The sequence below is a fragment of the Winogradskyella sp. MIT101101 genome (assembly GCF_047126865.1).
GTDB lineage: Bacteria > Bacteroidota > Bacteroidia > Flavobacteriales > Flavobacteriaceae > Winogradskyella > Winogradskyella ouciana.
The window spans coordinates 1912513-1932802 of the sequence record NZ_CP138982.1; the positions used below are offsets into that span (position 1 = coordinate 1912513).

Sequence of the window (20290 nt, forward strand, 5' to 3'; positions counted from 1 at the left end):
TTAGGGCGCAAATGTATATACCCAAGTCCTGATTTGCATATAAATGCAAAAATTAGTTCAATTTTTTACAGAATGTTAATTATATAACAAATCAAGTAGCGTAAGTGTAGGTTTAGTGGTTATAAACAAACAGTCGCTCCACGCTTTCTTTAGTCGATAGATTTTCAGCATGCCAGGAAAAGGTGGTTTTTGATCCTTTTTCCCAAATACATTCAAAATCTTCAGGTGCATTATACTCACTTATAAAGACTTGGTGACCTGCTTTGCTTTGTTGGCGGCACCATTCCCAAAATTGGTCGTGATCAAAGGTGTCTCGGTATTTGGTGGTAGACGCATAAGGTGGATCGCAATAGATGATGCTTTGTTCGGGAATATCCATATCTAAATACGATTTACAGGACAACACAACTGCTTCTAAATTCGGGACTTGTTTGGTGATGTTTCGGTAGTGCTCAGACCAATAATCGCGCTTACCTTGTTTATCGCGACGGTAACCTGCAAACCATTTGCCGCCAAACGAATTAAATCCTACATAACCCACTAAATGTTTTGGGTACTGGTCTTGATTGTACTTGATGTGTTTGTATTCTTCCTCTGAAATCAATTGTGGTGGATCCCAATTGTCATAAATCAAAGCTTGCCACATTGCCATTAATTCTTCGTGTTGGTCATTTGCGATTCGGATGCCATCGACCTTGTCTATCATATTCATGCCACCTGCGAAGGGTTCGAGATAGGCTTGATTGGGTTTTCTATCTTTCAGAATAATAGGCAATAAGTCTTTGGCGAAACGTGCCTTGCTTCCCATGTATTTCATGCGGTAATCTTTTGTTTTGGTTGAACAAGAGATACAATAATAAACGCCAAAAACGCTGGCAATACCCAACCTAAGCTATGTTTGGCAAACGGAATATAACTTGTAAGTTCAGATAATCCTTCCGAAGGACTTAAAAAACCAATCACATCTGGTATACTGAACAAAAAGGTTACTAAAACTACAGCTCTAAATACCAAACTCGTTGCTATTTTTTCTGGCAACACATTCAATAAAATCAATACAATAGTAATCGGATAAATAAATAGCAACACTGGTATTGCCACCATTATAATAGAATTAAAATTTAGCTGTCCAACGACAACTCCGAGAATACAACCGATAATTGCCGTCACCACAAAAACCGTTTGCGAATTGTTAAACAAGCCTTTAAAATAATCTGAAGCACCCGCAATAATACCAACAGCTGTTGTAAAACAAGCCAATGAGATGAGGATGCTCAAGACGGTATTTCCAAATTCTCCCAAGGATTTTATGCTGATATCGCGTAGTAAATTGGCGCGTTGCATGTCGTTGCTCAATTCGGCATTAATGCTAATTTCCGAACTGTAATACGCACCAACGGCAATCAAACCTGCATAGATGATAAAGAGTCCAAAACCGGCAATAAAACCCGATTTTCGGATTAAGATTCGTTTAGAGCTGTATTGCTCCACTTCCATATTCTTAAAGTTGAGCGACACAATAATCACTGCTCCAACCACAACCGCTCCGATGGCATCAAAGGTTTGGTAACCTTCTAATATTCCTGAAACCAGTGGCGCTTCAAATTGTGCAATTCCTGTTGTAAATTCTGAAGAAAACAAACCAATACCAATAACTGCCAAAAGCATCAATACAATGAATGGTGTCAAAAACTTACCTATGAGGTTTAAGATTTTTGAGCGGTTAAGAACAAAGACCAAAACGAATGCAAAATAAATGGCACTGGTTAATAAAGGACTGGTACCAAACGCTGGATGAATAGCAATTTCGTGCGTGGCAGCTGCTGTTCGTGGCGATGGAATAGCAACAGCAATGATATAAATTAAGATGCAATAAATTAAACTAAATGTTGGCGATACTTTTTTTCCGAAGTCGTACAAAGTTCCTTGTAATCTGGCATGAGCGAGAATGCCAATAATCGGAATCACCACAGCTGTAATCATAAATCCGATGGCGACCCAAAACCAATCGTCTCCGGCATTATAACCCAATAATGGAGGTAATAGCAAATTACCTGCTCCAAAGAATAATGAAAATAGGGCAAAGCTGGTGACTAAAAGTTCTTTCCGTTGAATGTTCACTTAGTTGGTCTTTACAAGTTCTAAATCGTGAAAATCGAAGCTGAAATCCGTAATTGGTGCAATGTATTTCATGGTTGTTGAAACGGCTTCCCCTTTCTCGTTAAACGTGAACATCACAAACACATCGGCATCGTAGCTTCTATCGTTCCACTTAGCCACGTAGGTTGTTGCGTTGTAAGGCAGCAATTCACCAAATAATCTTGAAGAACGTACTGATTTAATTTTGTAACCTTCACCATCATGTGAAATAATGATATCGCCAAACCAATCATCGGAATACGTGCCAACAATTTGTTCTGGTTTTGGCAATTTTGGACTGCCTTTCATTTTTTCAACTTGTGAAAATACCTCAGTTTTTATACTGTCGTTATATTTTAAATAACCTGAATTTCTTTCACCATAAGATTGTATCCAATTTCGATCTTCATAGCCTAAATAGGAATCTTTAATGGTATTTGTAATGGTATTGAAAGCGTTACCGTTCATTTGATTGGTTAACACCACAATCGCCAAATCCAAATCGGGAATCATCGTGAATTGTGTTACGGTTCCGATAAGTCCACCTGTATGATACACTTGCTTGTGACCTCCTTTAACGTCCGTAACAAACCAACCCAGTCCATATCCTCTGAAGTTAGAATCGTAAGGGTCATTAGCTCTTACTCTTAATGGCGTTTGTAATTGCCAAAGCTCATAAAATTGCTTTTCGCTCAACAATCGTTCACCGCTTTCCGTCACAGCATCATTCATTAAAAATTTTGCCCAGGTTAACATATCCGGAACGTTGCTTACAATACCACCAGCAGCATTTGCCGTTGGACTCCAGTCATGCGGAATTTGAATCACCTCTCCTTCTGCTCGTGTATGCGCATCAATGATATTCGATTTATCAGTGACTCTGTTGTAGGATGCTTTGGAAGCATTCATCCCAACAGGTTTCATGATTTTGGTTTCGATGAATTCTTCCCACGATAATCCGCTAACACGTTTTAAAACCTCACCTGCGATGATAAACATATTATTGTTATAGGCAAATTGACTTCGAAAAGAACTTTCGGGTTCTAAATATTTTACTCCTTTAATGACATCATCAACATCAAAATCATTGCCTTCAGGAAAGAACATTAAATCACCTGCGCCCAATCCCATTCCGCTTCGGTGTGTCACCAAATCTCGAACCGTAAAATGGGCTGTTACCCAAGGATCATATAATTGAAATTCGGGAATGTGTTTTCTAACTGGGTCGTCCCAGTTGAGTTTGCCTTCGTCAATCATCATGGCCAAAGCAAAGCAGGTAAAACCTTTACTGTTGGATGCGACTCCAACTAAAGTTTCATCGGTCATGTCTTTTTTAGAGGTCAACGAACGGACTCCATGACCTTTTGAATATACCACTTCGCCATCTTTTAATATTCCGACAGATATGCCAGGCACTTCAAAAGTGGTTAAGGTTTTTTTTATTAATTTATCAAGTTGTTGTTCTTCAATTTGAGCATTAATGCTGAATGCTGTAATGATAATTATAAATGAAAGAATTTGTTTTAAATTCATAAATAGTATCGGTTTATGTCATTTCGAACGTTTGTGAGAAATCTCACAACACATAACCAAAAGATTCTTCGCTTTGCTCTGAATGACAAATTTGATTTGAATTAATTGAAAAATATATACGCTCTTCGTATTATTAGAATACGTGGTAAATATAACAAATATGAAAGCGATTCTGTTGCGAACCAATTTCAAAAATTATCTTTGCAGCTATGATCTTGAAACACAAAAACATTTCAATAAATTATTCGGTTGAAGGTGAAGGTGAAGCTGTCGTTCTACTGCATGGCTTTCTTGAAAGTTTAGAGATGTGGAATGATTTAATTCCTGAGCTGTCCAAGAATCACCAAGTTATTTGCATCGATTTATTAGGTCACGGAAAAACGGAATGTTTAGGCTACGTTCATAGTGTGGGAGATATGGCAGATGCTATCCACGCTGTTTTGTTTCAACTTAAAATAGGAAAAGCAAAATTTGTTGGTCACTCCATGGGAGGTTATGTGGCTTTAGCTTTGGCTGAAAAAGAACCTCAACTGTTTAACGGGTTGTGTTTAATGAATTCCACTTTTGAAGCTGACGATAAAGAGCGCCGACTTTTAAGAACAAGAGCCATAAAAATGGCCACTACCAATTATAACAATTTGGTGCGCATGTCTTTTGCCAATCTCTTTGCTCCCGAAAGTAAGTTAAGATTTAAGCAAGCGTATGATATCGCTCTGCAATCAGCACTTCAAACACCAGTACAAGGTTATATCGCAGCACAAGAAGGGATGAAACGGCGACCGAATCGTTTTAAAACTTTTAAAGCCATAAAAGGTAAAAAGCTTATTATCACGGGAAAGAAAGACACCTTAATCGATCCTGAAACGATAGCCGAAAAAATTAGTAATACTTCAATCGTACAAGAAGAACTTTCCGAAGGCCATATGAGCCACATTGAAAATAAATCAGAATTAACTTACATTATTAAACATTTCATCGAAAAATAAATCCCTTTAACGTTTTTTGTGTCTTTTTTTTCTAAGTTTATGCACCTAAAGAAAAAGCTCAATTAATAAATCTACTATTATGCCTACTAAACTTTACTGCGACTTTTTTGGCCATAATTATCAAATGACGAAAAAAGTTACCAACCACGTTAAAGAATACACTTGTAAGTGTTGCAAAAAACAATTGACCACAAACAGTAATGGTAAACTCACAGAATTAACTCCAAAATTTCAAGAGATTAACTCAGCCTTAGAACGTATATATAACAATAGGATGATGCGTTTAAAGCAAAAAACAATCAGTTCATCGATTTGTTGATTGTTAATAACCTGTGAATAAGTAGTTTTCTTATCTTTAAGTCTCCTAACCGACCTTAATCTCTATAAGACTACTAAGCTAAAATGAAAAATGTTTACTGCTCATTATTTGGACATGATTACAAAGTTTCAAAAGTTGTAACCTATCATGTTAAAGAGTACAAATGCAAACACTGCAAATCCGAAATGACTATTAATGGTAGCGGAAAGTTTATTCCGTTGACGCCAAAGTTCAAAGAAATCAACTCGGTATTAAATCGAATTCACACCAAACGATTAGAAAGAAGTCAAAGACTTTTAATGTCTAATTAATCATTAAGTGCGTTCCACCCTTTTGCAATAATCGGGATTTTTTCTTCTGCTCTTGTCACCAAGTGCATACCTCTTTCTTCCTCGGTCATATAACCAATTACGGTTAAATTAGGATTCCCTTTAATTTTTGGAAAATCCTCTTGGGAAATCGTCATCAACAATTCGTAATCTTCTCCACCATTTAAAGCAACCGTTGTGCTATCTATATTGAATTCCTCACAGGTTGAAATTACCTGAGGATCTAGTGGGATTTTATTTTCATACACATCAACACCAACCTTACTTTGTTTACAAAGATGAATTACTTCAGATGATAAACCATCACTGATGTCTATCATACTCGTTGGTTTTACATCAAGCTGCTTCAAAAGCTCAACAATATCCTTCCGTGCTTCAGGTTTTAATTGACGCTCTACTATATATGTGTACATGGATAGATCGGGTTGCGAATTAGGATTGACCTTAAACACCTCTTTTTCGCGTTCTAAAACCTGTAAGCCCATATATGCACCACCAATATCACCAGTTACCACTAGGAGATCATTTGGTTTGGCTCCAGACCTCAATACTTCATTTCCCTTTTCTACTTCTCCGATTGCAGTAATGGAGATTATTAGACCAGAGGTTGATGACGTAGTATCGCCACCAACAACATCAACATTGTATAATTTCGCAGCAGTCGAAATACCAGCATACAATTCTTCTAATGCTTCTAAAGGAAAGCGGTTAGATACTGCTATAGAAACAGTAATCTGTGTAGCCTTGGCATTCATAGCATAAACATCTGAAAGGTTTACCATTACAGCCTTGTACCCTAAATGCTTTAGTGGCACATAACTCAAATCAAAATGTACTCCTTCTACTAACAAATCTGTTGTAACCACGATTTGTTTTTTTCCATAGCTTAAAACAGCTGCATCATCACCAATCCCTTTTATGGTTGACTTTTGTTCAATCTTAAAATGTTTTGTTAAATGCTCAATGAGTTTAAACTCACCTAACTCACTCAATGGTGTTCGCTTTGGGTTTTTGTCTTCTATCATATTGCAAAAATATTATGCTTTTTTAAATAAACAGGTGCTTATTGACGTTAATTCATTAGCATTTTTATTGAAGTGCAAAAATTACTGTAAATTGCTAAAAAAAAGAATATGAAATTTACTGCCCTTTGTAAATCGCTTTGCCTTACTATTTTCTGTAGTTTAATAATGATATTATACGGTTGCTTTAGTGATGAGCCTAGTAGTACCAATACCGATATAGATAGTGATGGTATTGCCAATACTTTAGATAATTGTATGTCTGTTGCTAACGCTGATCAATTGGATACAGATAATGATGGCATGGGTAACGTTTGTGATGATGATGACGATGATGACGGAATTTTAGATGATGATGATAATTGTCCATTGTTTCCAAATCCAAACCAAGAAGATACTGATAATGATGGTATAGGTGATGCTTGTGATGACAGTACAATTGTTCCACAGTTTCCCTGTATTAATGGGTTTGCAAATGGTCATCCATGCGATGGATTTGATTTAATGAGTCAAATTCCTATTGATGTGCTAGGAGGCGCTGGTGCAGAGGGCAATGATTCTTGGGGATGGACAGATCCAGAAACAGGAAATGAATATGCATTGATAGGCACTTCTACAAATGCTGCGTTTGTTGATATAACCGATCCCTCTAATCCGATACTTTTAGGAGTATTGCCAACTGCTACCTCTAACAGTCCTTGGAGAGATATTAAAACGTACAACAACCATGCTTTTATAGTAAGTGAAGCAGGAGGACACGGTATGCAGGTTTTTGATTTAACACGACTAAGAAATGTAGCCAATCCGCCAGAAACCTTTACCGCAGATGCTACTTATACAGGGTTTGGAAGCGCACATAATATTGTAATTAATGAAGATAGTGGCTTTGCTTATGCTGTTGGTTCCGATACATTTGGTGGAGGACCTCATTTTGTAAATATTCAAAATCCTACTTCGCCAACTGCAGCCGGAGGTTATGCCGATGATTCGTATTCTCACGATGCCCAAGTAGTGACTTATAACGGTCCTGATTCAGATTATACAGGAAGAGAAATATTGATTGGAAGTAATGAAAATGAAGTTGTTATTGTAGATGTTACGGATAAAAGCAATCCCACCCAAATCTCAACAATAGGTTATGATAATATTGGTTATACACATCAAGGTTGGTTCACTGATAATATGGAATACTTTTTATTAGGTGATGAAGTTGATGAGATTAACTTTGGCATCAATTCAAGAACGGTTGTTTTTGATTTTAATGACCTTGACAATCCAGTTTTCCACATGGAATATTTAGGCCCAACTGCTGCTATTGACCATAACGGTTATGTAGTTGGCAATACATTTTATGTTGCAAATTATACTGCTGGTGTAAGAGCTATTGATATTTCAAATATAGCTTCAGGCGTTATGACTGAAACAGCTTTTATTGACACTTACATTCCTAATGATAACACAGCTTTTAATGGTGCCTGGAATATCTATCCTTTCTTTGAAAGTGGTAATATTGTGGTAAGTGATATTGACGGAGGTTTGTACATCGTCAGACCAAGTAGCCAATAGAATGAAGCTAAAAAAATCAATACACATACTCAGGTTTTTTTCTTTGTTTTTGGTATTGGGTTGCAGCAAAGATGATTCTTCAAACACATCTACAGAAGGGCAAATTACTTTTGTTAAAACCTACGGAGGTACAAAAAATGATAGTGGACAATCTGTTGTTGCCACCAATGATGGTGGTTATGCAATTTTGGGTTATACTCAAAGTAACGACGGAGACATTAACGATAAACAAGATGACAGTTTTGATTATTGGGTCTTAAAGTTTGATGCCCAAGATCAACTCCAATGGCAAAAAACATATGGCGGGAGTGCTGATGATAGAGGCAATGCTATCATCCAGACCCAAGATGGTGGTTATGCTATTTTAGGCTACAGTTTTAGTAATGATGGTGATGTTACTGTAAATGCTGGGCTTCAAGATTTTTGGTTAGCAAAATTAGATGCTAATGGAGCTGTAAGTTGGCAAAAGTCATTTGGTTATCAAGGTGCCGATTCTGGTGTTTCGGTAATTCAAACTAATGACCAAGGTTACTTAATTACAGGAGTTCTTGACGTCACTGCTTCAGGAGGACAAGGGAATACTTCTAGAAATTCCAATAGACATGCTGGTGGTGATTATTGGGCATTAAAGCTCAATAGTTCAGGAGATATAGAATGGAGTCGATTTTTTGGCGGGAATTTTACGGACACACCTCAAGGAGTAGTTCAAACTAATGATAATGGGTTCGTTATAGTAGGAAGCTCAGATAGTAATGATACAGATATCTCAAATAATAAAGGTGCTTATGATTTTTGGGTGATTAGAATTTCTTCATCAGGAGATTTAATTTGGGAAAGATCTTTTGGAGGCAACCAAATTGATGAAGCGAGGGCTATCACCAAAACTGATGATGGCAATTATCTAATTGCAGGTGATACTAGAAGTAGTGACAATGACGTTTCAATAAATAAAGGTGCAGCTGATTTATGGCTTATTAAAATTTCACCAGATGGTAATTTAATCTGGGAAAATACCATAGGAGGTTCAAGTTTTGACGTGGCCAGAGCTATTGTAAAATCTCAAAATAATGGTTTCTTAATCTCAGGAAGTTCTCGCAGTAACGATTTTGACGTTAATGAAAATAAGGGTCAAAATGACGCTTGGATTCTAAAAGTAGATGACAACGGAAATTTAGAATGGCAGACTACAGTAGGTGGCTCTAATATTGACTTTTCTTATGGAATTGCAGAATTAAGCAACGGCTCAATTATTGCTGTTGGAGATACTGCGAGTAGTGATGGCGATATTTTAGAAAATAAAGGTTTCGCAGATGTACTTATTGTAAAAATTGATTAAAATGAATAGACTATTTGTGCTATTATGTTCAATAATGCTCTTAACATCTTGTAGCAGTAATGACGATGCAGATACACCTACGGTTTCGACCACATTTAAATTTACACATAACTGGGACGGAGCTTTAATAAGGGATTATAATTTTGGCCCTATTCAGTACACAAACGCCAATGGTGATGTTATAGGTTTTGAAAGGTTTCGGTATTTAATATCTGATATTGTGTTCACAAAAGCTAATGGCGAACAAATAGAATTAGACGTGTATAACTTGGTTGACCTCACAAATGAAGTTAATATGGAGTATACTCCAGAGACTCAAATTCCACCTGGCAACTATATTAATGTGTCATTTACATTTGGATTGGATAATGAAGATAACTCTCAGAATCATTTAGACCTAAACTCGGCATCATTTAATGTGCCTGAGAATCTTGGAGGCGGATACCACTATATGCAGTTCGATGGAAAGTTTATCAATTCAAATATGCAAGAGCAAGGGTTTAACTATCATACCATAAGAGCAGTAGATAATCCTGGTTCCAATCCGACTTTTCCACAGGATACTTTTTTTACAGTTAACCTTGGTGCAATTAATATCACCAATGATGTGGAAATTGAAGTGCAGATGAACATTGCAGAATGGTTCAAAAATCCAAACCTATGGGATTTAAATATGTATAACCAAATGCTAATGCCAAATTCCACTGCCCAAATAATGATGTATGAAAACGGCCAAGATGCGTTTAGCTTAGGCGAGGTTTTTCAATAAAAACTATGATAAATGAAAAAAGGTGTGTTTTTGGTTTTTATAACTTTACTTTGTTTGAATTGCTCAGACGAAGACACAGGTTTTGAGCCTACTCCACAACCTTTAGACATTCCTCAGGTTTTCTCAGACAACATTATAGCTCCAGTAATTCCTGCTGATAATCCACAAACCACTGAAGGGGTCGCTTTGGGGAAACAGCTTTTTTTTGATAGAATTCTATCCGCTGATGGCACACAATCTTGTGCTTCTTGCCATGGTCCGCAAAGTGCCTTTACGGACAACACACCAACAAGTGCTGGTATCGATGGTGTTTTTGGCACTAGAAACTCTATGCCACTATTTAATTTGGCCTGGAATTATGGCGAACGATTTACTTGGGACGGGAAAGAATTGAGTTTAGAACGGCAAGCAGAAGAACCAGTACAAAACCCAATTGAGCTACACAGTAACTGGGATGATGTTGTGGATCGCTTGCAGAATCACCCTGAATATCCCGAGTTATTTCAACGTGCTTTTAATACCTCAACCATTACCAAAGAACTTACCACTAAAGCCATAGCGCAATTTGAACGGACTTTAATTTCAGCCAATTCAAAATTTGATAGATATTCTTTAGGGCAAGCTTCATTAACAGTACAAGAACTGAATGGTCTGGATATTTTTCTAAGAGAAGACAAAGGTGATTGTTTTCATTGTCATGGTAACCCTAACAATCCGCTTTGGACAGATAACGACTTTCACAATAATGGGCTCGATTCAACTTTTGAGGATTTAGGTCTCGGTGCTGTATCCGGAGATCCTAACGATAATGGTAAATTCCGTACTCCATCTTTGCGCAATTTAGCATTTACAGCACCTTATATGCATGATGGTAGATTTGCCACATTAGACGAAGTCATAAATCATTATAGTGAAGGGTTACAAGACTCACCAACAATTGATCCTTTAATGAAACAACTAGACCAAGGAGGTGTGCAACTCACTACTCAGGAAAAAGCAGATCTAAAAGCCTTTTTGCTATCGCTTTCTGATCCATCATTTATTAATAATCCAGAGTTTCAGAATTAATATATCAATTAAAAACCTCGACGAAAAGCACTAAATGAAGGTTTTTTCTTTCATTATTCTTCATGTCGTCTAAAAATATTTCATATAAACGTCAAATATTAGTGTTTTGTTTATATTGGATTTCCCTAATGTACTGATATATGAAACCTACTTCAAACAAAGCATTGCCCTGTGCTGTGTTTGGTCATAATTATGTGAAATCAAAAACTAATTCTGATCACACGGCAGAACTTACATGTTGTCATTGTAACCACATAGCAACAACAGATATTGAAGGCAATTTCAGGGATGAAACTCTGACCAATACACATCTCCAAACTACGTTAAGAAAATTATACCATTTAAAACTTCGTGCTTACAAACCGTCTTTCGGTTAATTCACCTATAAAAATATACTATAAAACCATATCCTAATATAATGTTAGGTTCTATGGTTAAAAGAGACTTATATCGTATCTTTGCCCTCAATTTAGATTTAATCTATATTAGAATATGATAAAAGTTTCTGAATCAGCTAAAAAGAAAGTCGTAGAACTTATGACTGAAGACGGCTTTAGCCCAACTAGTGATTATGTTAGAGTTGGTGTTAAAAGTGGCGGCTGCTCTGGCCTGTCGTATGATTTAAAATTTGATAACTCACATGCAGAAGAGGACAAAATTTTTGAAGACAATGGTGTAAAAATCATCGTGGACAAAAAGAGTTTCCTATATCTTATCGGTACAACCCTAGAATATTCTGGCGGATTAAATGGAACTGGGTTTGTGTTCAATAACCCAAATGCAAACCGTACTTGTGGTTGTGGAGAGAGTTTTTCACTATAAGCCATCTAAATCTTCTCAAAGGGAAGACTTAAAAAATTAAACACAGAATTATAAAATGTCAAAATATACTGAAGACGATTTAAGGGAAGAATTAAAAACCAAAGAATATGAATATGGTTTTTACACAGACATAGAGTCTGAAACATTTCCTGTTGGTCTAAATGAAGATATCGTTAGAGCAATTTCGAAGAAAAAAGAAGAGCCAGAGTGGATGACGGAATGGAGGCTTGAGGCTTTTAAAGCTTGGAAAGAGATGGCTGAGCCAGATTGGGCGAATGTAAAATATAAGAAGCCAGATTTTCAGGCCATTTCTTATTATTCGGCACCAAACAGCAAACCAAAATATGATAGTATCGATGAGGTAGATCCAGAACTTTTAGCCACTTTTGAAAAGCTTGGTATTTCCTTAGACGAACAAAAGAAGTTGGCTGGTGTAGCTATGGATGTGGTTGTAGATTCTGTTTCAGTAGCAACTACCTTTAAAAAGACATTAGCTGAAAAAGGTATCATCTTTATGAGTATTTCTGAAGCAATTAAGGAGTATCCTGAGTTAGTGAAGAAATATATCGGAACTGTTGTACCACAAAAAGACAACTTTTATGCGGCTTTAAATTCGGCAGTATTTAGTGATGGTTCTTTCTGTTACATTCCAAAAGGTGTACGTTGTCCAATGGAATTATCAACTTATTTTAGAATCAACCAAGCAGGTACAGGTCAGTTTGAAAGAACTCTCGTAATTGCAGATGAAGGCAGTTACGTAAGTTATCTTGAAGGCTGTACGGCTCCGAGTAGAGACGAAAACCAATTGCATGCAGCCGTTGTGGAGCTCATTGCACTTGATGATGCTGAGATCAAATACTCTACGGTACAAAACTGGTACCCAGGAAATGCCGAAGGTAAAGGTGGTGTTTACAACTTTGTAACTAAAAGAGGACTTTGCGAGACCAATGCAAAAATTTCTTGGACACAAGTAGAAACGGGTTCTGCAGTAACCTGGAAATACCCTTCTTGTGTGTTAAAAGGTGATAATTCAGTAGGTGAATTTTACTCAATAGCTGTTACCAATAATTACCAACAGGCAGATACGGGAACAAAAATGATTCACTTAGGAAAAAACACCAAGTCAACCATAATTTCCAAAGGTATATCTGCTGGTAAATCTCAAAATTCTTATAGAGGTTTGGTACAGATTAGCTCTCGTGCAGACAACGCTCGAAATTTTTCACAATGTGATAGTTTACTCATGGGTAATGAATGTGGCGCACACACGTTTCCATACATAGAAGCTAAAAATAAATCTGCAATGATAGAGCACGAAGCCACAACAAGCAAGATTGGTGAGGATCAAATTTTCTATTGTAATCAACGAGGTATTGATACTGAAAAAGCCATTGCGTTAATCGTAAACGGTTTTAGTAAAGAAGTACTCAATAAATTACCAATGGAATTTGCCGTTGAGGCCCAAAAATTATTGGAAATCAGTTTAGAAGGATCTGTAGGATAAATTTTCAAATGATGAAAAAACTTGTAATTATTTTATTGGCTGTTATTAGTTTTTATAGTTGTAAAAATGAAACAAAGTCAGAAGTTAACTTAGAGAAAAATCGTGCAAAGTCGTATGATGCTAATGATGGGTTTATTACCATGATGGGTGACTTTGTATATGACGCAGATAAAAAAGCTGCAGTTTTGCAAACACCTAACGAAATCTATGGTGTAATTATAGATGAAAATTTACATCAGCTAAACGAAAAAGTAGAACCCTTTAAAACAGACCAATACACGTCTGTGCCTGTCACCATACGGGTAAAAAGGGTAGAAAACGGAAATGAAAATTCCCTCTGGAAATATAATCTAGAAGTAAAAGAAATTTTAAAGGTGGAAGCACCTGACCCAAATAAAGAAGACGTTATAAAATTATCAAATCAATAACATGTTAAAGATAAACAACTTACACGCAAGTGTAGAAGGTAAAGCAATTTTAAAAGGAATAAACCTAGAAGTAAAAGCTGGTGAAGTGCACGCTATTATGGGACCTAATGGTTCTGGTAAAAGTACTTTGGCGGCTGTTATTGCAGGCAAGGAAGAATATGAAGTAGAAGAAGGTGAAATTCTTTTAGAAGAAGAGAATATTGATGAGCTTGGTCCAGATGAGCGTGCTCACAAAGGTGTGTTTTTATCTTTTCAATATCCTGTAGAAATTCCTGGAGTTAGTGTCACTAACTTTATGAAGACAGCAATAAACGAAACACGAAAGGCAAAAGGCTTGGAAGATATGCCAGCTAATGAAATGCTTAAGATGATTCGTGAAAAATCTGAACTTTTGGAGATTGACCGTAAGTTTCTTTCACGTTCAATTAACGAAGGTTTTTCTGGTGGTGAGAAAAAACGTAACGAGATTTTCCAAATGGCAATGTTAGAGCCAAAGCTTGCTATTTTAGATGAAACAGATTCTGGTTTAGATATTGATGCGCTCCGTATTGTAGCCAATGGTGTCAACAAACTAAAATCTAAAGATAATGCTGTGATTGTTATTACCCATTACCAAAGATTGTTGGACCATATCATACCGGATTTTGTTCATGTTTTACATGATGGTAAAATTGTAAAGTCTGGTGATAAAGAATTAGCTCACGAGTTAGAAGCTAAAGGTTACGATTGGATTAAGGAAGAAGTGAACGCATAATTAGTAGGCAGTGATTAGTCCACAGTTAGCAGTAAGCTACTGTCGACTAACAACTAACGACTAACAACTGATTAAAATGGAATTAAAAGAAAAATTAGTATCGTCATTTATGGCTTTTGAGGACACAGTAGATGTGCACTCACCAATACATGATATACGAACCGAAGCAATAAAGACATTTGAAACTGAAGGTTTCCCGACCAAAAGACAGGAGGCTTGGAAGTATACCTCTTTAAATTCAGTTTTAAAGCACGATTACAGTGTGTTTCCTAAGAAAGAAAATGAGATAGAATTCAAAGATGTAAAAAAATACTTCATCCACGATATTGATGCCTATAAAATCATTTTTATCGATGGTAAATACGCATCACATTTATCGCAAACCACACATGATGGTATCGATGTTTGCTTAATGTCTTCGGCACTTAGCAAGCCTAAATACCGCTTAATTATTGAAAACTACTTCAATAAAATTGCGTCAAAAGACGGTTTGTCGTCTTTAAATACAGCATTTTCTGCAGAAGGTGCCTATATCCACATCCCGAAAAATAAATTGGTTCAAAAGCCCATACAAATTATTCATTTTTCAACAGGCAATGAAGCGGCTTTAATGCTTCAACCTAGAAATTTGGTGATTGTTGACGAAAATTCCCATGTTCAGATTATTGAGCGTCATCAGAGTTTAACGGATAATCCTGTTTTAACAAACAGTGTTACTGAAATATTCACTAACAAACGTGCTATAGTAGATTATTACAAAATTCAGAATGATAGAGAATCTGCATCCTTAATTGACAACACGTTTGTAAATCAAAAACAAGAAAGTTTAGCTAAGGTGCATACCTTTTCTTTTGGTGGGAAACTTATTAGAAACAACCTAAATTTCTATCAAAACGGAGAGCGTATAGATTCTACCATGAAAGGGATTACCATTATTGGTAATAAACAACATGTAGATCATAATACCTTAGTTCACCATATAGAACCTAATTGTGAAAGTCACCAAGACTACAAAGGTATCTTTGATGATAGTTCTACAGGTGTGTTTAATGGTAAAGTTGTTGTAGAAAAAGAAGCCCAGAAAACCAATGCGTTTCAGGCCAACAATAATATTTTAATTAGCGATAAAGCGAGTATAAACACCAAACCTCAATTAGAGATTTTTGCGGATGACGTAAAGTGTTCTCACGGTTGTACTATTGGTCAGCTTGATGAAAGTGCTATGTTTTACTTACGCTCTCGTGGTATTCCTGAAAAAGAAGCAAGAGCTTTATTGATGTTCGCTTTTAGTAATAATGTACTGGACTCGGTTAAAATTACTGAGGTTAAAAACCGAATTACAAAGATTATCGCAAATAAGTTAGGCGTTAATATTGGGTTTGATTTGTAAATGGGTAATGCTACGGAACATATTGTTTTTGATGTTGAAACTATAAGAAAAGACTTCCCAATCCTCAATCGTGAGGTTAACGGAAAACCTTTGATTTATTTTGACAACGCAGCAACATCACAAACACCTCAGCAAGTAATTGATGTTATTGTAGATTATTACTCAAATTATAACGCCAATATCCACAGAGGCGTACACAGCTTAAGCCAAGAAGCAACCGATGCATATGAGCAAGCGCGACTTAAAATTCAAAAACATTTTAATGCTAAGCATCCGTATGAAGTTATTTTAACCTCGGGTACAACACATGGTATTAATTTGGTTGCCAATGGGTTTTCCTCATTGCTTGAAAAAGGTGATGAAGTTATCGTCTCAGCTTTAGAGCATCATAGTAATATTGTGCCTTGGCAAATGCTTTGCGAAAGGACTGGTGCAATACTTAAGGTGATTCCGATGAATGAAAATGGAGAATTAATTCTTTCGGAATTTAATTCACTTTTAAACGAAAACACCAAACTCGTTTTTGTTAATCATATATCGAATGCTTTAGGCACCATTAATCCTATCAAGGACATTATTGAAAAAGCACATTCTGTTGGTGCAGCTGTTTTGGTTGACGGAGCACAATCTTGTCCGCATATAAAACCAGATGTTCAAGAGCTAGATGTAGATTTCTATGTTTGTTCTGCACACAAAATGTGTGGCCCAACTGGTGTTGGTATGCTTTACGGTAAAGAGAAATGGCTGAAGAAATTACCACCATATCAAGGTGGTGGCGAAATGATTGCCGAAGTTACGTTTGAAAAAACAACCTACGCTGATTTACCTCACAAGTTTGAAGCCGGTACACCAAACATCTGTGGCGGCATTGCTTTTGGTGCCGCTATAGATTATATGAACCAAATAGGTTTTGACAGCATATCCCAATACGAACATGAGCTTTTAGAATACGCTACTGAAAAATTACTTCAAATTGAAAGCTTAAAAATATATGGCACCTCTAAAAATAAAACTTCTGTTATTTCCTTTAATGTAGGTAACATTCATCCTTATGACATTGGTACCATTTTAGATAAAATGGGCATTGCCGTTCGTACAGGACATCATTGTGCACAACCTATTATGGACTTTTATAAAATTCCAGGTACTATTAGAGCCTCTTTTATGTTCTATAATACTAAAGAAGAAATTGACACCTTTATTGCTTCTCTTAAAAAGGCAGTAATGATGTTGTCCTAGTTTTTAAGTCCTTCAGGTATTTTAATGATTTCAGAAAACAACAGCGCTGTTAGACTTTGGCTTCTTTTTTGTGTCATTACTAATAACAACTAAAAAGCAAAGTATTATGAAATTAATTATATGCTTATTATTTATGCTGGTTTCAGCAAAAGAATGTAATGAAAGTAAATCACAAAATTCTAGTGAAATATCATCTGAAGCTACAACTGAAATTTCTGAAATGAGAACTGCGCAAGATGATGTAGAAGTATCATATAGAGCTTCAACGAGAGGTTTTTTTGAACTCATAACCATAAAAGGCGATTCTATTTCGTTTACTAATGATTATAACCTTAAAAGGGTAAACACATTTGCGATTCCAGCAGAAGAAAAAGAGGAATTTAATAGATTGTTAAGTGAATTGGATTTTAGCACACTTTCAGAACTAGAAGCTCCTTCAAAAACGCATCAGTACGATGCCGCACCAGCAGCATTTTTAAAGGTGACAAAAGGTGATGAAGAATTTATGAGCCCAAGTTTTGATCACGGTAAGCCACCGAAAACTATTAGTGATATCATCGAAAAAATATTATCAATTAAGTCATTGTTTGAGAAACAATAGGGAAGCCGTATCTTTGACAAATAATTGCAAAAGAAAAATACAGATGACAATTGAAGAGATTCAAAACGAAATTGTAGATGAGTTTTCAATGTTCGAGGATTGGGAAGAACGTTATCAATACATGATTGATTTAGGAAAAACGCTCCCACTCATAGAAGAACAATACAAAACCGAAGACCATATTATAAAAGGCTGCCAAAGCAAGGTATGGGTTCATGCAGAAATGAATGATGAAAAGGTGCAGTTTACTGCAGATAGTGATGCCATTATCACTAAAGGTATCATTGCAATCTTAATAAGAGTTTTCTCTAATCAACATCCAGACGATATCATTAAAGCCAATACTGATTTTATTGATGAAATTGGCTTGAAAGAGCATTTATCACCTACCAGAGCTAACGGTTTGGTAAGTATGATTAAACAATTAAAGATGTATGCCATTGCATACCAAACACAACTTAATTAAGTTGAGTCGTTTGTTTTGGAGTCGTTAAATCTAAATACAACTAAACGACAAACAACTTAACATCTAAACAGCATATTATGAGCGAAACAACTATAGATACAAATGTACTTGGAGATAAAATTGTACGAGTTTTAAAAACGATTTACGATCCTGAAATCCCAGTTGACATTTACGAATTAGGACTTATTTACGATGTTTTTGTGAACGAAGATTACGATGTAAAAATCTTAATGACATTGACAACGCCAAACTGCCCTGTGGCAGAAACCTTACCACTAGAAGTTGAAGAGAAAGTAAAATCCATTAACGAAGTTAAAGATGCTGAAGTGGAAATTACTTTTGATCCACCTTGGTCCCAAGATTTAATGAGCGAAGAAGCCAAGTTAGAATTAGGTATGCTATAATATGGCACAAGAAATTATTAATAGAGTTGCTAACAGCAAACTAAAAGTCATTGATTTAGAAGACTACTACCCTGAAGGGAAACGTGTTCTATTTGATATTAAGGATTGGTTGCTTGAAGGCTTGGTGCTTAGGGAAAAAGATTTTAGACAGCATGTTTCTGAGCATGATTGGTCGCAATACAAAGATTGCTATGTGGCTTTGCATTGCTCAACAGATGCTATCGTGCCAGACTGGGCTTATATGCTTATTTCTTTACAACTTCAGGAATTTTCAAAACTAACAGTGATTGGACCCTTAGACCAACTAGAGTCTATTATCTATACTTCAATCATTTCAGATTTAGATCTTAACGTCTACAAAGATATGCCTGTGATTATAAAAGGGTGTTCTCACAAGCCTGTGCCTGCTAATGCTCTCATATTACTTTCTCAAAAGCTGAAACCTATCGCAAAATCTATAATGTTTGGTGAAGCTTGCTCTTCAGTGCCCCTTTATAAAAGAAAATAATCTTTAAAAAATGTGACTTTTAAATTATTTCTAAGTCTTAAGAGTAATTATAGCACACATTTGAATATTTCAACAAAATCAACAAACACTTATATTTACAAATTAATAACAACTATTATTTACTAAATTTTAATTCATTATGAACAAAAAATTACTTTTATCTGTATTCTTAATGTTTGCGGTTACCATTAGTTTTTCTCAAACAAAAGAAGAGCTACAAGCACAAAAGGCAGAAAAACAAGCCGAAGCAGACAAGTTTCAAAGTGAAGCTGATGCTATACAAGCACAAATAGATGCATTGCCAGGTTGGCGTACTGGCGCGTTTGGTACTATTGGAGGTAGCTTATCCAACTTTAATAATTGGTATGCGCAAGGAGCACCTAACAACTCATCAGGTAATATTGGTATTACCGTTAATGGTTTTGCCAATCTAATTGAAGATAAATTCTTTTGGAGAAATTCTTTAACAACTAACTTAAATTGGGTAAAATTAGATAACAAGGACACTGATATGGACAGTGATGAATTCAACCCAACTACAGATGTATTTAATATTTCATCACTTTATGGTCGCAATATAAGCGATAAATGGGCCATCTCTGGTTTGGCAGAATATAGAACCACATTATTGGACAACTTTAATGATCCAGGATTTTTAGATGTTGGTGTTGGTGCTACATGGACACCATTAGACAATTTAATTGTTGTGATTCACCCACTAAACTACAACTTTGTATTTGCTGAAAATGATGCTGCTTTTGAGTCTTCTACTGGTGCAAAAATTGTTGCGGATTATACAAGGCAAATTGGTAAAATCTCGTTTAAATCTAACTTTTCTATCTTCCAGAGTTATAAGTCTAGCGACCTATCTAACTGGACGTGGACTAACTCTTTTAGCTACACATTATGGAAGATGATTGGTGTTGGTTTTGATTTTGCTTTAAGAAGCAACCAACAAGAAGCCGCTAATTTTCAAGGAGTGGATTTAGCTGATGCTGATAATAAATTACAATCTTATTATACAATTGGTTTAAGCTACAGCTTCTAATTGTAGATAGAACGTTATTTAAAAAAAGACCTGACATTTTAAAATGTCAGGTCTTTTTT

Annotated in this window: 21 protein-coding genes; 17 read left to right on the plus strand and 4 right to left on the minus strand. The window is 35.9% G+C overall.

Annotated features, from left to right (window positions below; translation table 11 throughout):
* Positions 1 to 112 precede the first annotated feature (112 nt).
* From SIB89_RS08665 to SIB89_RS08675, 3 genes are read right to left on the minus strand one after another with little or no spacing between them, the layout of a single operon-like run.
* Entirely contained in the window at positions 113 to 817 is a 705-nt protein-coding gene (locus SIB89_RS08665) for a DNA adenine methylase (protein WP_412559477.1), read from the minus strand.
* Complete coding sequence (gene brnQ, locus SIB89_RS08670; protein ID WP_412559478.1) at positions 814 to 2121, minus strand: branched-chain amino acid transport system II carrier protein; 1308 nt, start codon at positions 2119 to 2121, stop codon at positions 814 to 816. The genes SIB89_RS08665 and brnQ overlap by 4 nt, the downstream gene beginning before the upstream one ends.
* The gene (locus tag SIB89_RS08675) at positions 2122 to 3672 is read right to left on the minus strand and encodes a serine hydrolase (RefSeq protein ID WP_412559479.1); all 1551 of its coding nucleotides are present in this window, start codon (positions 3670 to 3672) and stop codon (positions 2122 to 2124) included.
* A 209-nt stretch (positions 3673 to 3881) separates the two neighbouring features.
* On the opposite strand from SIB89_RS08675, the gene SIB89_RS08680 reads away from it, so the two are divergent.
* Positions 3882 to 4658, plus strand: coding sequence for an alpha/beta fold hydrolase (locus SIB89_RS08680; RefSeq protein WP_412559480.1), 777 nt, complete (start codon positions 3882 to 3884; stop codon positions 4656 to 4658).
* Positions 4659 to 5060: 402 nt separating this feature from the next.
* Complete coding sequence (locus tag SIB89_RS08685; protein WP_235898305.1) at positions 5061 to 5288, plus strand: hypothetical protein; 228 nt, start codon at positions 5061 to 5063, stop codon at positions 5286 to 5288.
* On the opposite strand, the gene thiL is transcribed toward SIB89_RS08685, so the two are convergent.
* Positions 5285 to 6331 (minus strand): thiamine-phosphate kinase, encoded by a 1047-nt coding sequence (gene thiL, locus SIB89_RS08690; protein ID WP_412559481.1) that lies wholly within the window; start codon positions 6329 to 6331, stop codon positions 5285 to 5287. The two genes, SIB89_RS08685 and thiL, sit on opposite strands and share 4 nt — an antisense overlap.
* Before the next feature lie 108 nt (positions 6332 to 6439).
* On the opposite strand from thiL, the gene SIB89_RS08695 reads away from it, so the two are divergent.
* The 15 genes from SIB89_RS08695 (at position 6440) to SIB89_RS08765 (ending at position 20231) form a co-directional block, all read left to right on the plus strand.
* Positions 6440 to 7894: a choice-of-anchor B family protein gene (locus tag SIB89_RS08695; RefSeq protein ID WP_412559482.1), complete on the plus strand. Its 1455-nt coding sequence runs from the start codon at positions 6440 to 6442 to the stop codon at positions 7892 to 7894.
* 1 nt (position 7895) lies between these two features.
* On the plus strand, positions 7896 to 9230 hold the full coding sequence (locus SIB89_RS08700) for a hypothetical protein (RefSeq protein WP_412559483.1): 1335 nt from the start codon (positions 7896 to 7898) through the stop codon (positions 9228 to 9230).
* A gap of 1 nt (position 9231) precedes the next feature.
* Entirely contained in the window at positions 9232 to 9999 is a 768-nt protein-coding gene (locus tag SIB89_RS08705) for an MbnP family protein (RefSeq protein WP_412559484.1), read from the plus strand.
* Positions 10000 to 10011: 12 nt separating this feature from the next.
* Entirely contained in the window at positions 10012 to 11067 is a 1056-nt protein-coding gene (locus SIB89_RS08710; RefSeq protein ID WP_412559485.1) for a cytochrome-c peroxidase, read from the plus strand.
* 492 nt (positions 11068 to 11559) lie between these two features.
* Positions 11560 to 11889: a HesB/IscA family protein gene (locus SIB89_RS08715; RefSeq protein ID WP_412559486.1), complete on the plus strand. Its 330-nt coding sequence runs from the start codon at positions 11560 to 11562 to the stop codon at positions 11887 to 11889.
* Positions 11890 to 11944: 55 nt separating this feature from the next.
* Positions 11945 to 13393, plus strand: coding sequence for a Fe-S cluster assembly protein SufB (gene sufB / locus SIB89_RS08720; RefSeq protein ID WP_155089040.1), 1449 nt, complete (start codon positions 11945 to 11947; stop codon positions 13391 to 13393).
* Positions 13394 to 13401: 8 nt separating this feature from the next.
* Positions 13402 to 13821, plus strand: coding sequence for a hypothetical protein (locus SIB89_RS08725; protein ID WP_412559487.1), 420 nt, complete (start codon positions 13402 to 13404; stop codon positions 13819 to 13821).
* A gap of 1 nt (position 13822) precedes the next feature.
* The gene (gene sufC, locus SIB89_RS08730; RefSeq protein ID WP_155089042.1) at positions 13823 to 14575 is read left to right on the plus strand and encodes a Fe-S cluster assembly ATPase SufC; all 753 of its coding nucleotides are present in this window, start codon (positions 13823 to 13825) and stop codon (positions 14573 to 14575) included.
* A 76-nt stretch (positions 14576 to 14651) separates the two neighbouring features.
* A complete protein-coding gene (sufD, locus tag SIB89_RS08735) occupies positions 14652 to 15965 on the plus strand; it encodes a Fe-S cluster assembly protein SufD (protein ID WP_412559488.1) in 1314 nt (437 codons plus the stop codon).
* On the plus strand, positions 15966 to 17204 hold the full coding sequence (locus SIB89_RS08740) for an aminotransferase class V-fold PLP-dependent enzyme (RefSeq protein ID WP_412559489.1): 1239 nt from the start codon (positions 15966 to 15968) through the stop codon (positions 17202 to 17204).
* Positions 17205 to 17310: 106 nt separating this feature from the next.
* Complete coding sequence (locus SIB89_RS08745; protein WP_412559490.1) at positions 17311 to 17805, plus strand: hypothetical protein; 495 nt, start codon at positions 17311 to 17313, stop codon at positions 17803 to 17805.
* 43 nt (positions 17806 to 17848) lie between these two features.
* Entirely contained in the window at positions 17849 to 18271 is a 423-nt protein-coding gene (locus SIB89_RS08750) for a SufE family protein (protein WP_412559491.1), read from the plus strand.
* A 77-nt stretch (positions 18272 to 18348) separates the two neighbouring features.
* Positions 18349 to 18675 (plus strand): DUF59 domain-containing protein, encoded by a 327-nt coding sequence (locus SIB89_RS08755; protein WP_155089054.1) that lies wholly within the window; start codon positions 18349 to 18351, stop codon positions 18673 to 18675.
* A 1-nt stretch (position 18676) separates the two neighbouring features.
* Positions 18677 to 19183, plus strand: coding sequence for a DUF2480 family protein (locus SIB89_RS08760; protein WP_155089057.1), 507 nt, complete (start codon positions 18677 to 18679; stop codon positions 19181 to 19183).
* Positions 19184 to 19322: 139 nt separating this feature from the next.
* Positions 19323 to 20231, plus strand: a complete 909-nt coding sequence (locus SIB89_RS08765; RefSeq protein WP_412559492.1) for a DUF3078 domain-containing protein — start codon at positions 19323 to 19325, stop codon at positions 20229 to 20231.
* The last annotated feature ends 59 nt before the right edge of the window (positions 20232 to 20290 follow it).

What these genes read in the sequence shown, in the direction of transcription:
- SIB89_RS08665 (WP_412559477.1), bottom strand. Translation starts at nt 817, where the DNA reads ATGAAATACATGGGAAGCAAGGCACGTTTCGCCAAAGACTTATTGCCT.
- SIB89_RS08675 (WP_412559479.1), bottom strand. Translation starts at nt 3,672, where the DNA reads ATGAATTTAAAACAAATTCTTTCATTTATAATTATCATTACAGCATTC.
- SIB89_RS08680 (WP_412559480.1), top strand. Translation starts at nt 3,882, where the DNA reads ATGATCTTGAAACACAAAAACATTTCAATAAATTATTCGGTTGAAGGT.
- SIB89_RS08685 (WP_235898305.1), top strand. Translation starts at nt 5,061, where the DNA reads ATGAAAAATGTTTACTGCTCATTATTTGGACATGATTACAAAGTTTCA.
- thiL (WP_412559481.1), bottom strand. Translation starts at nt 6,331, where the DNA reads ATGATAGAAGACAAAAACCCAAAGCGAACACCATTGAGTGAGTTAGGT.
- SIB89_RS08695 (WP_412559482.1), top strand. Translation starts at nt 6,440, where the DNA reads ATGAAATTTACTGCCCTTTGTAAATCGCTTTGCCTTACTATTTTCTGT.
- SIB89_RS08700 (WP_412559483.1), top strand. Translation starts at nt 7,896, where the DNA reads ATGAAGCTAAAAAAATCAATACACATACTCAGGTTTTTTTCTTTGTTT.
- SIB89_RS08705 (WP_412559484.1), top strand. Translation starts at nt 9,232, where the DNA reads ATGAATAGACTATTTGTGCTATTATGTTCAATAATGCTCTTAACATCT.
- SIB89_RS08710 (WP_412559485.1), top strand. Translation starts at nt 10,012, where the DNA reads ATGAAAAAAGGTGTGTTTTTGGTTTTTATAACTTTACTTTGTTTGAAT.
- SIB89_RS08715 (WP_412559486.1), top strand. Translation starts at nt 11,560, where the DNA reads ATGATAAAAGTTTCTGAATCAGCTAAAAAGAAAGTCGTAGAACTTATG.
- sufB (WP_155089040.1), top strand. Translation starts at nt 11,945, where the DNA reads ATGTCAAAATATACTGAAGACGATTTAAGGGAAGAATTAAAAACCAAA.
- SIB89_RS08725 (WP_412559487.1), top strand. Translation starts at nt 13,402, where the DNA reads ATGATGAAAAAACTTGTAATTATTTTATTGGCTGTTATTAGTTTTTAT.
- sufC (WP_155089042.1), top strand. Translation starts at nt 13,823, where the DNA reads ATGTTAAAGATAAACAACTTACACGCAAGTGTAGAAGGTAAAGCAATT.
- sufD (WP_412559488.1), top strand. Translation starts at nt 14,652, where the DNA reads ATGGAATTAAAAGAAAAATTAGTATCGTCATTTATGGCTTTTGAGGAC.
- SIB89_RS08740 (WP_412559489.1), top strand. Translation starts at nt 15,966, where the DNA reads ATGGGTAATGCTACGGAACATATTGTTTTTGATGTTGAAACTATAAGA.
- SIB89_RS08745 (WP_412559490.1), top strand. Translation starts at nt 17,311, where the DNA reads ATGAAATTAATTATATGCTTATTATTTATGCTGGTTTCAGCAAAAGAA.
- SIB89_RS08750 (WP_412559491.1), top strand. Translation starts at nt 17,849, where the DNA reads ATGACAATTGAAGAGATTCAAAACGAAATTGTAGATGAGTTTTCAATG.
- SIB89_RS08755 (WP_155089054.1), top strand. Translation starts at nt 18,349, where the DNA reads ATGAGCGAAACAACTATAGATACAAATGTACTTGGAGATAAAATTGTA.
- SIB89_RS08760 (WP_155089057.1), top strand. Translation starts at nt 18,677, where the DNA reads ATGGCACAAGAAATTATTAATAGAGTTGCTAACAGCAAACTAAAAGTC.
- SIB89_RS08765 (WP_412559492.1), top strand. Translation starts at nt 19,323, where the DNA reads ATGAACAAAAAATTACTTTTATCTGTATTCTTAATGTTTGCGGTTACC.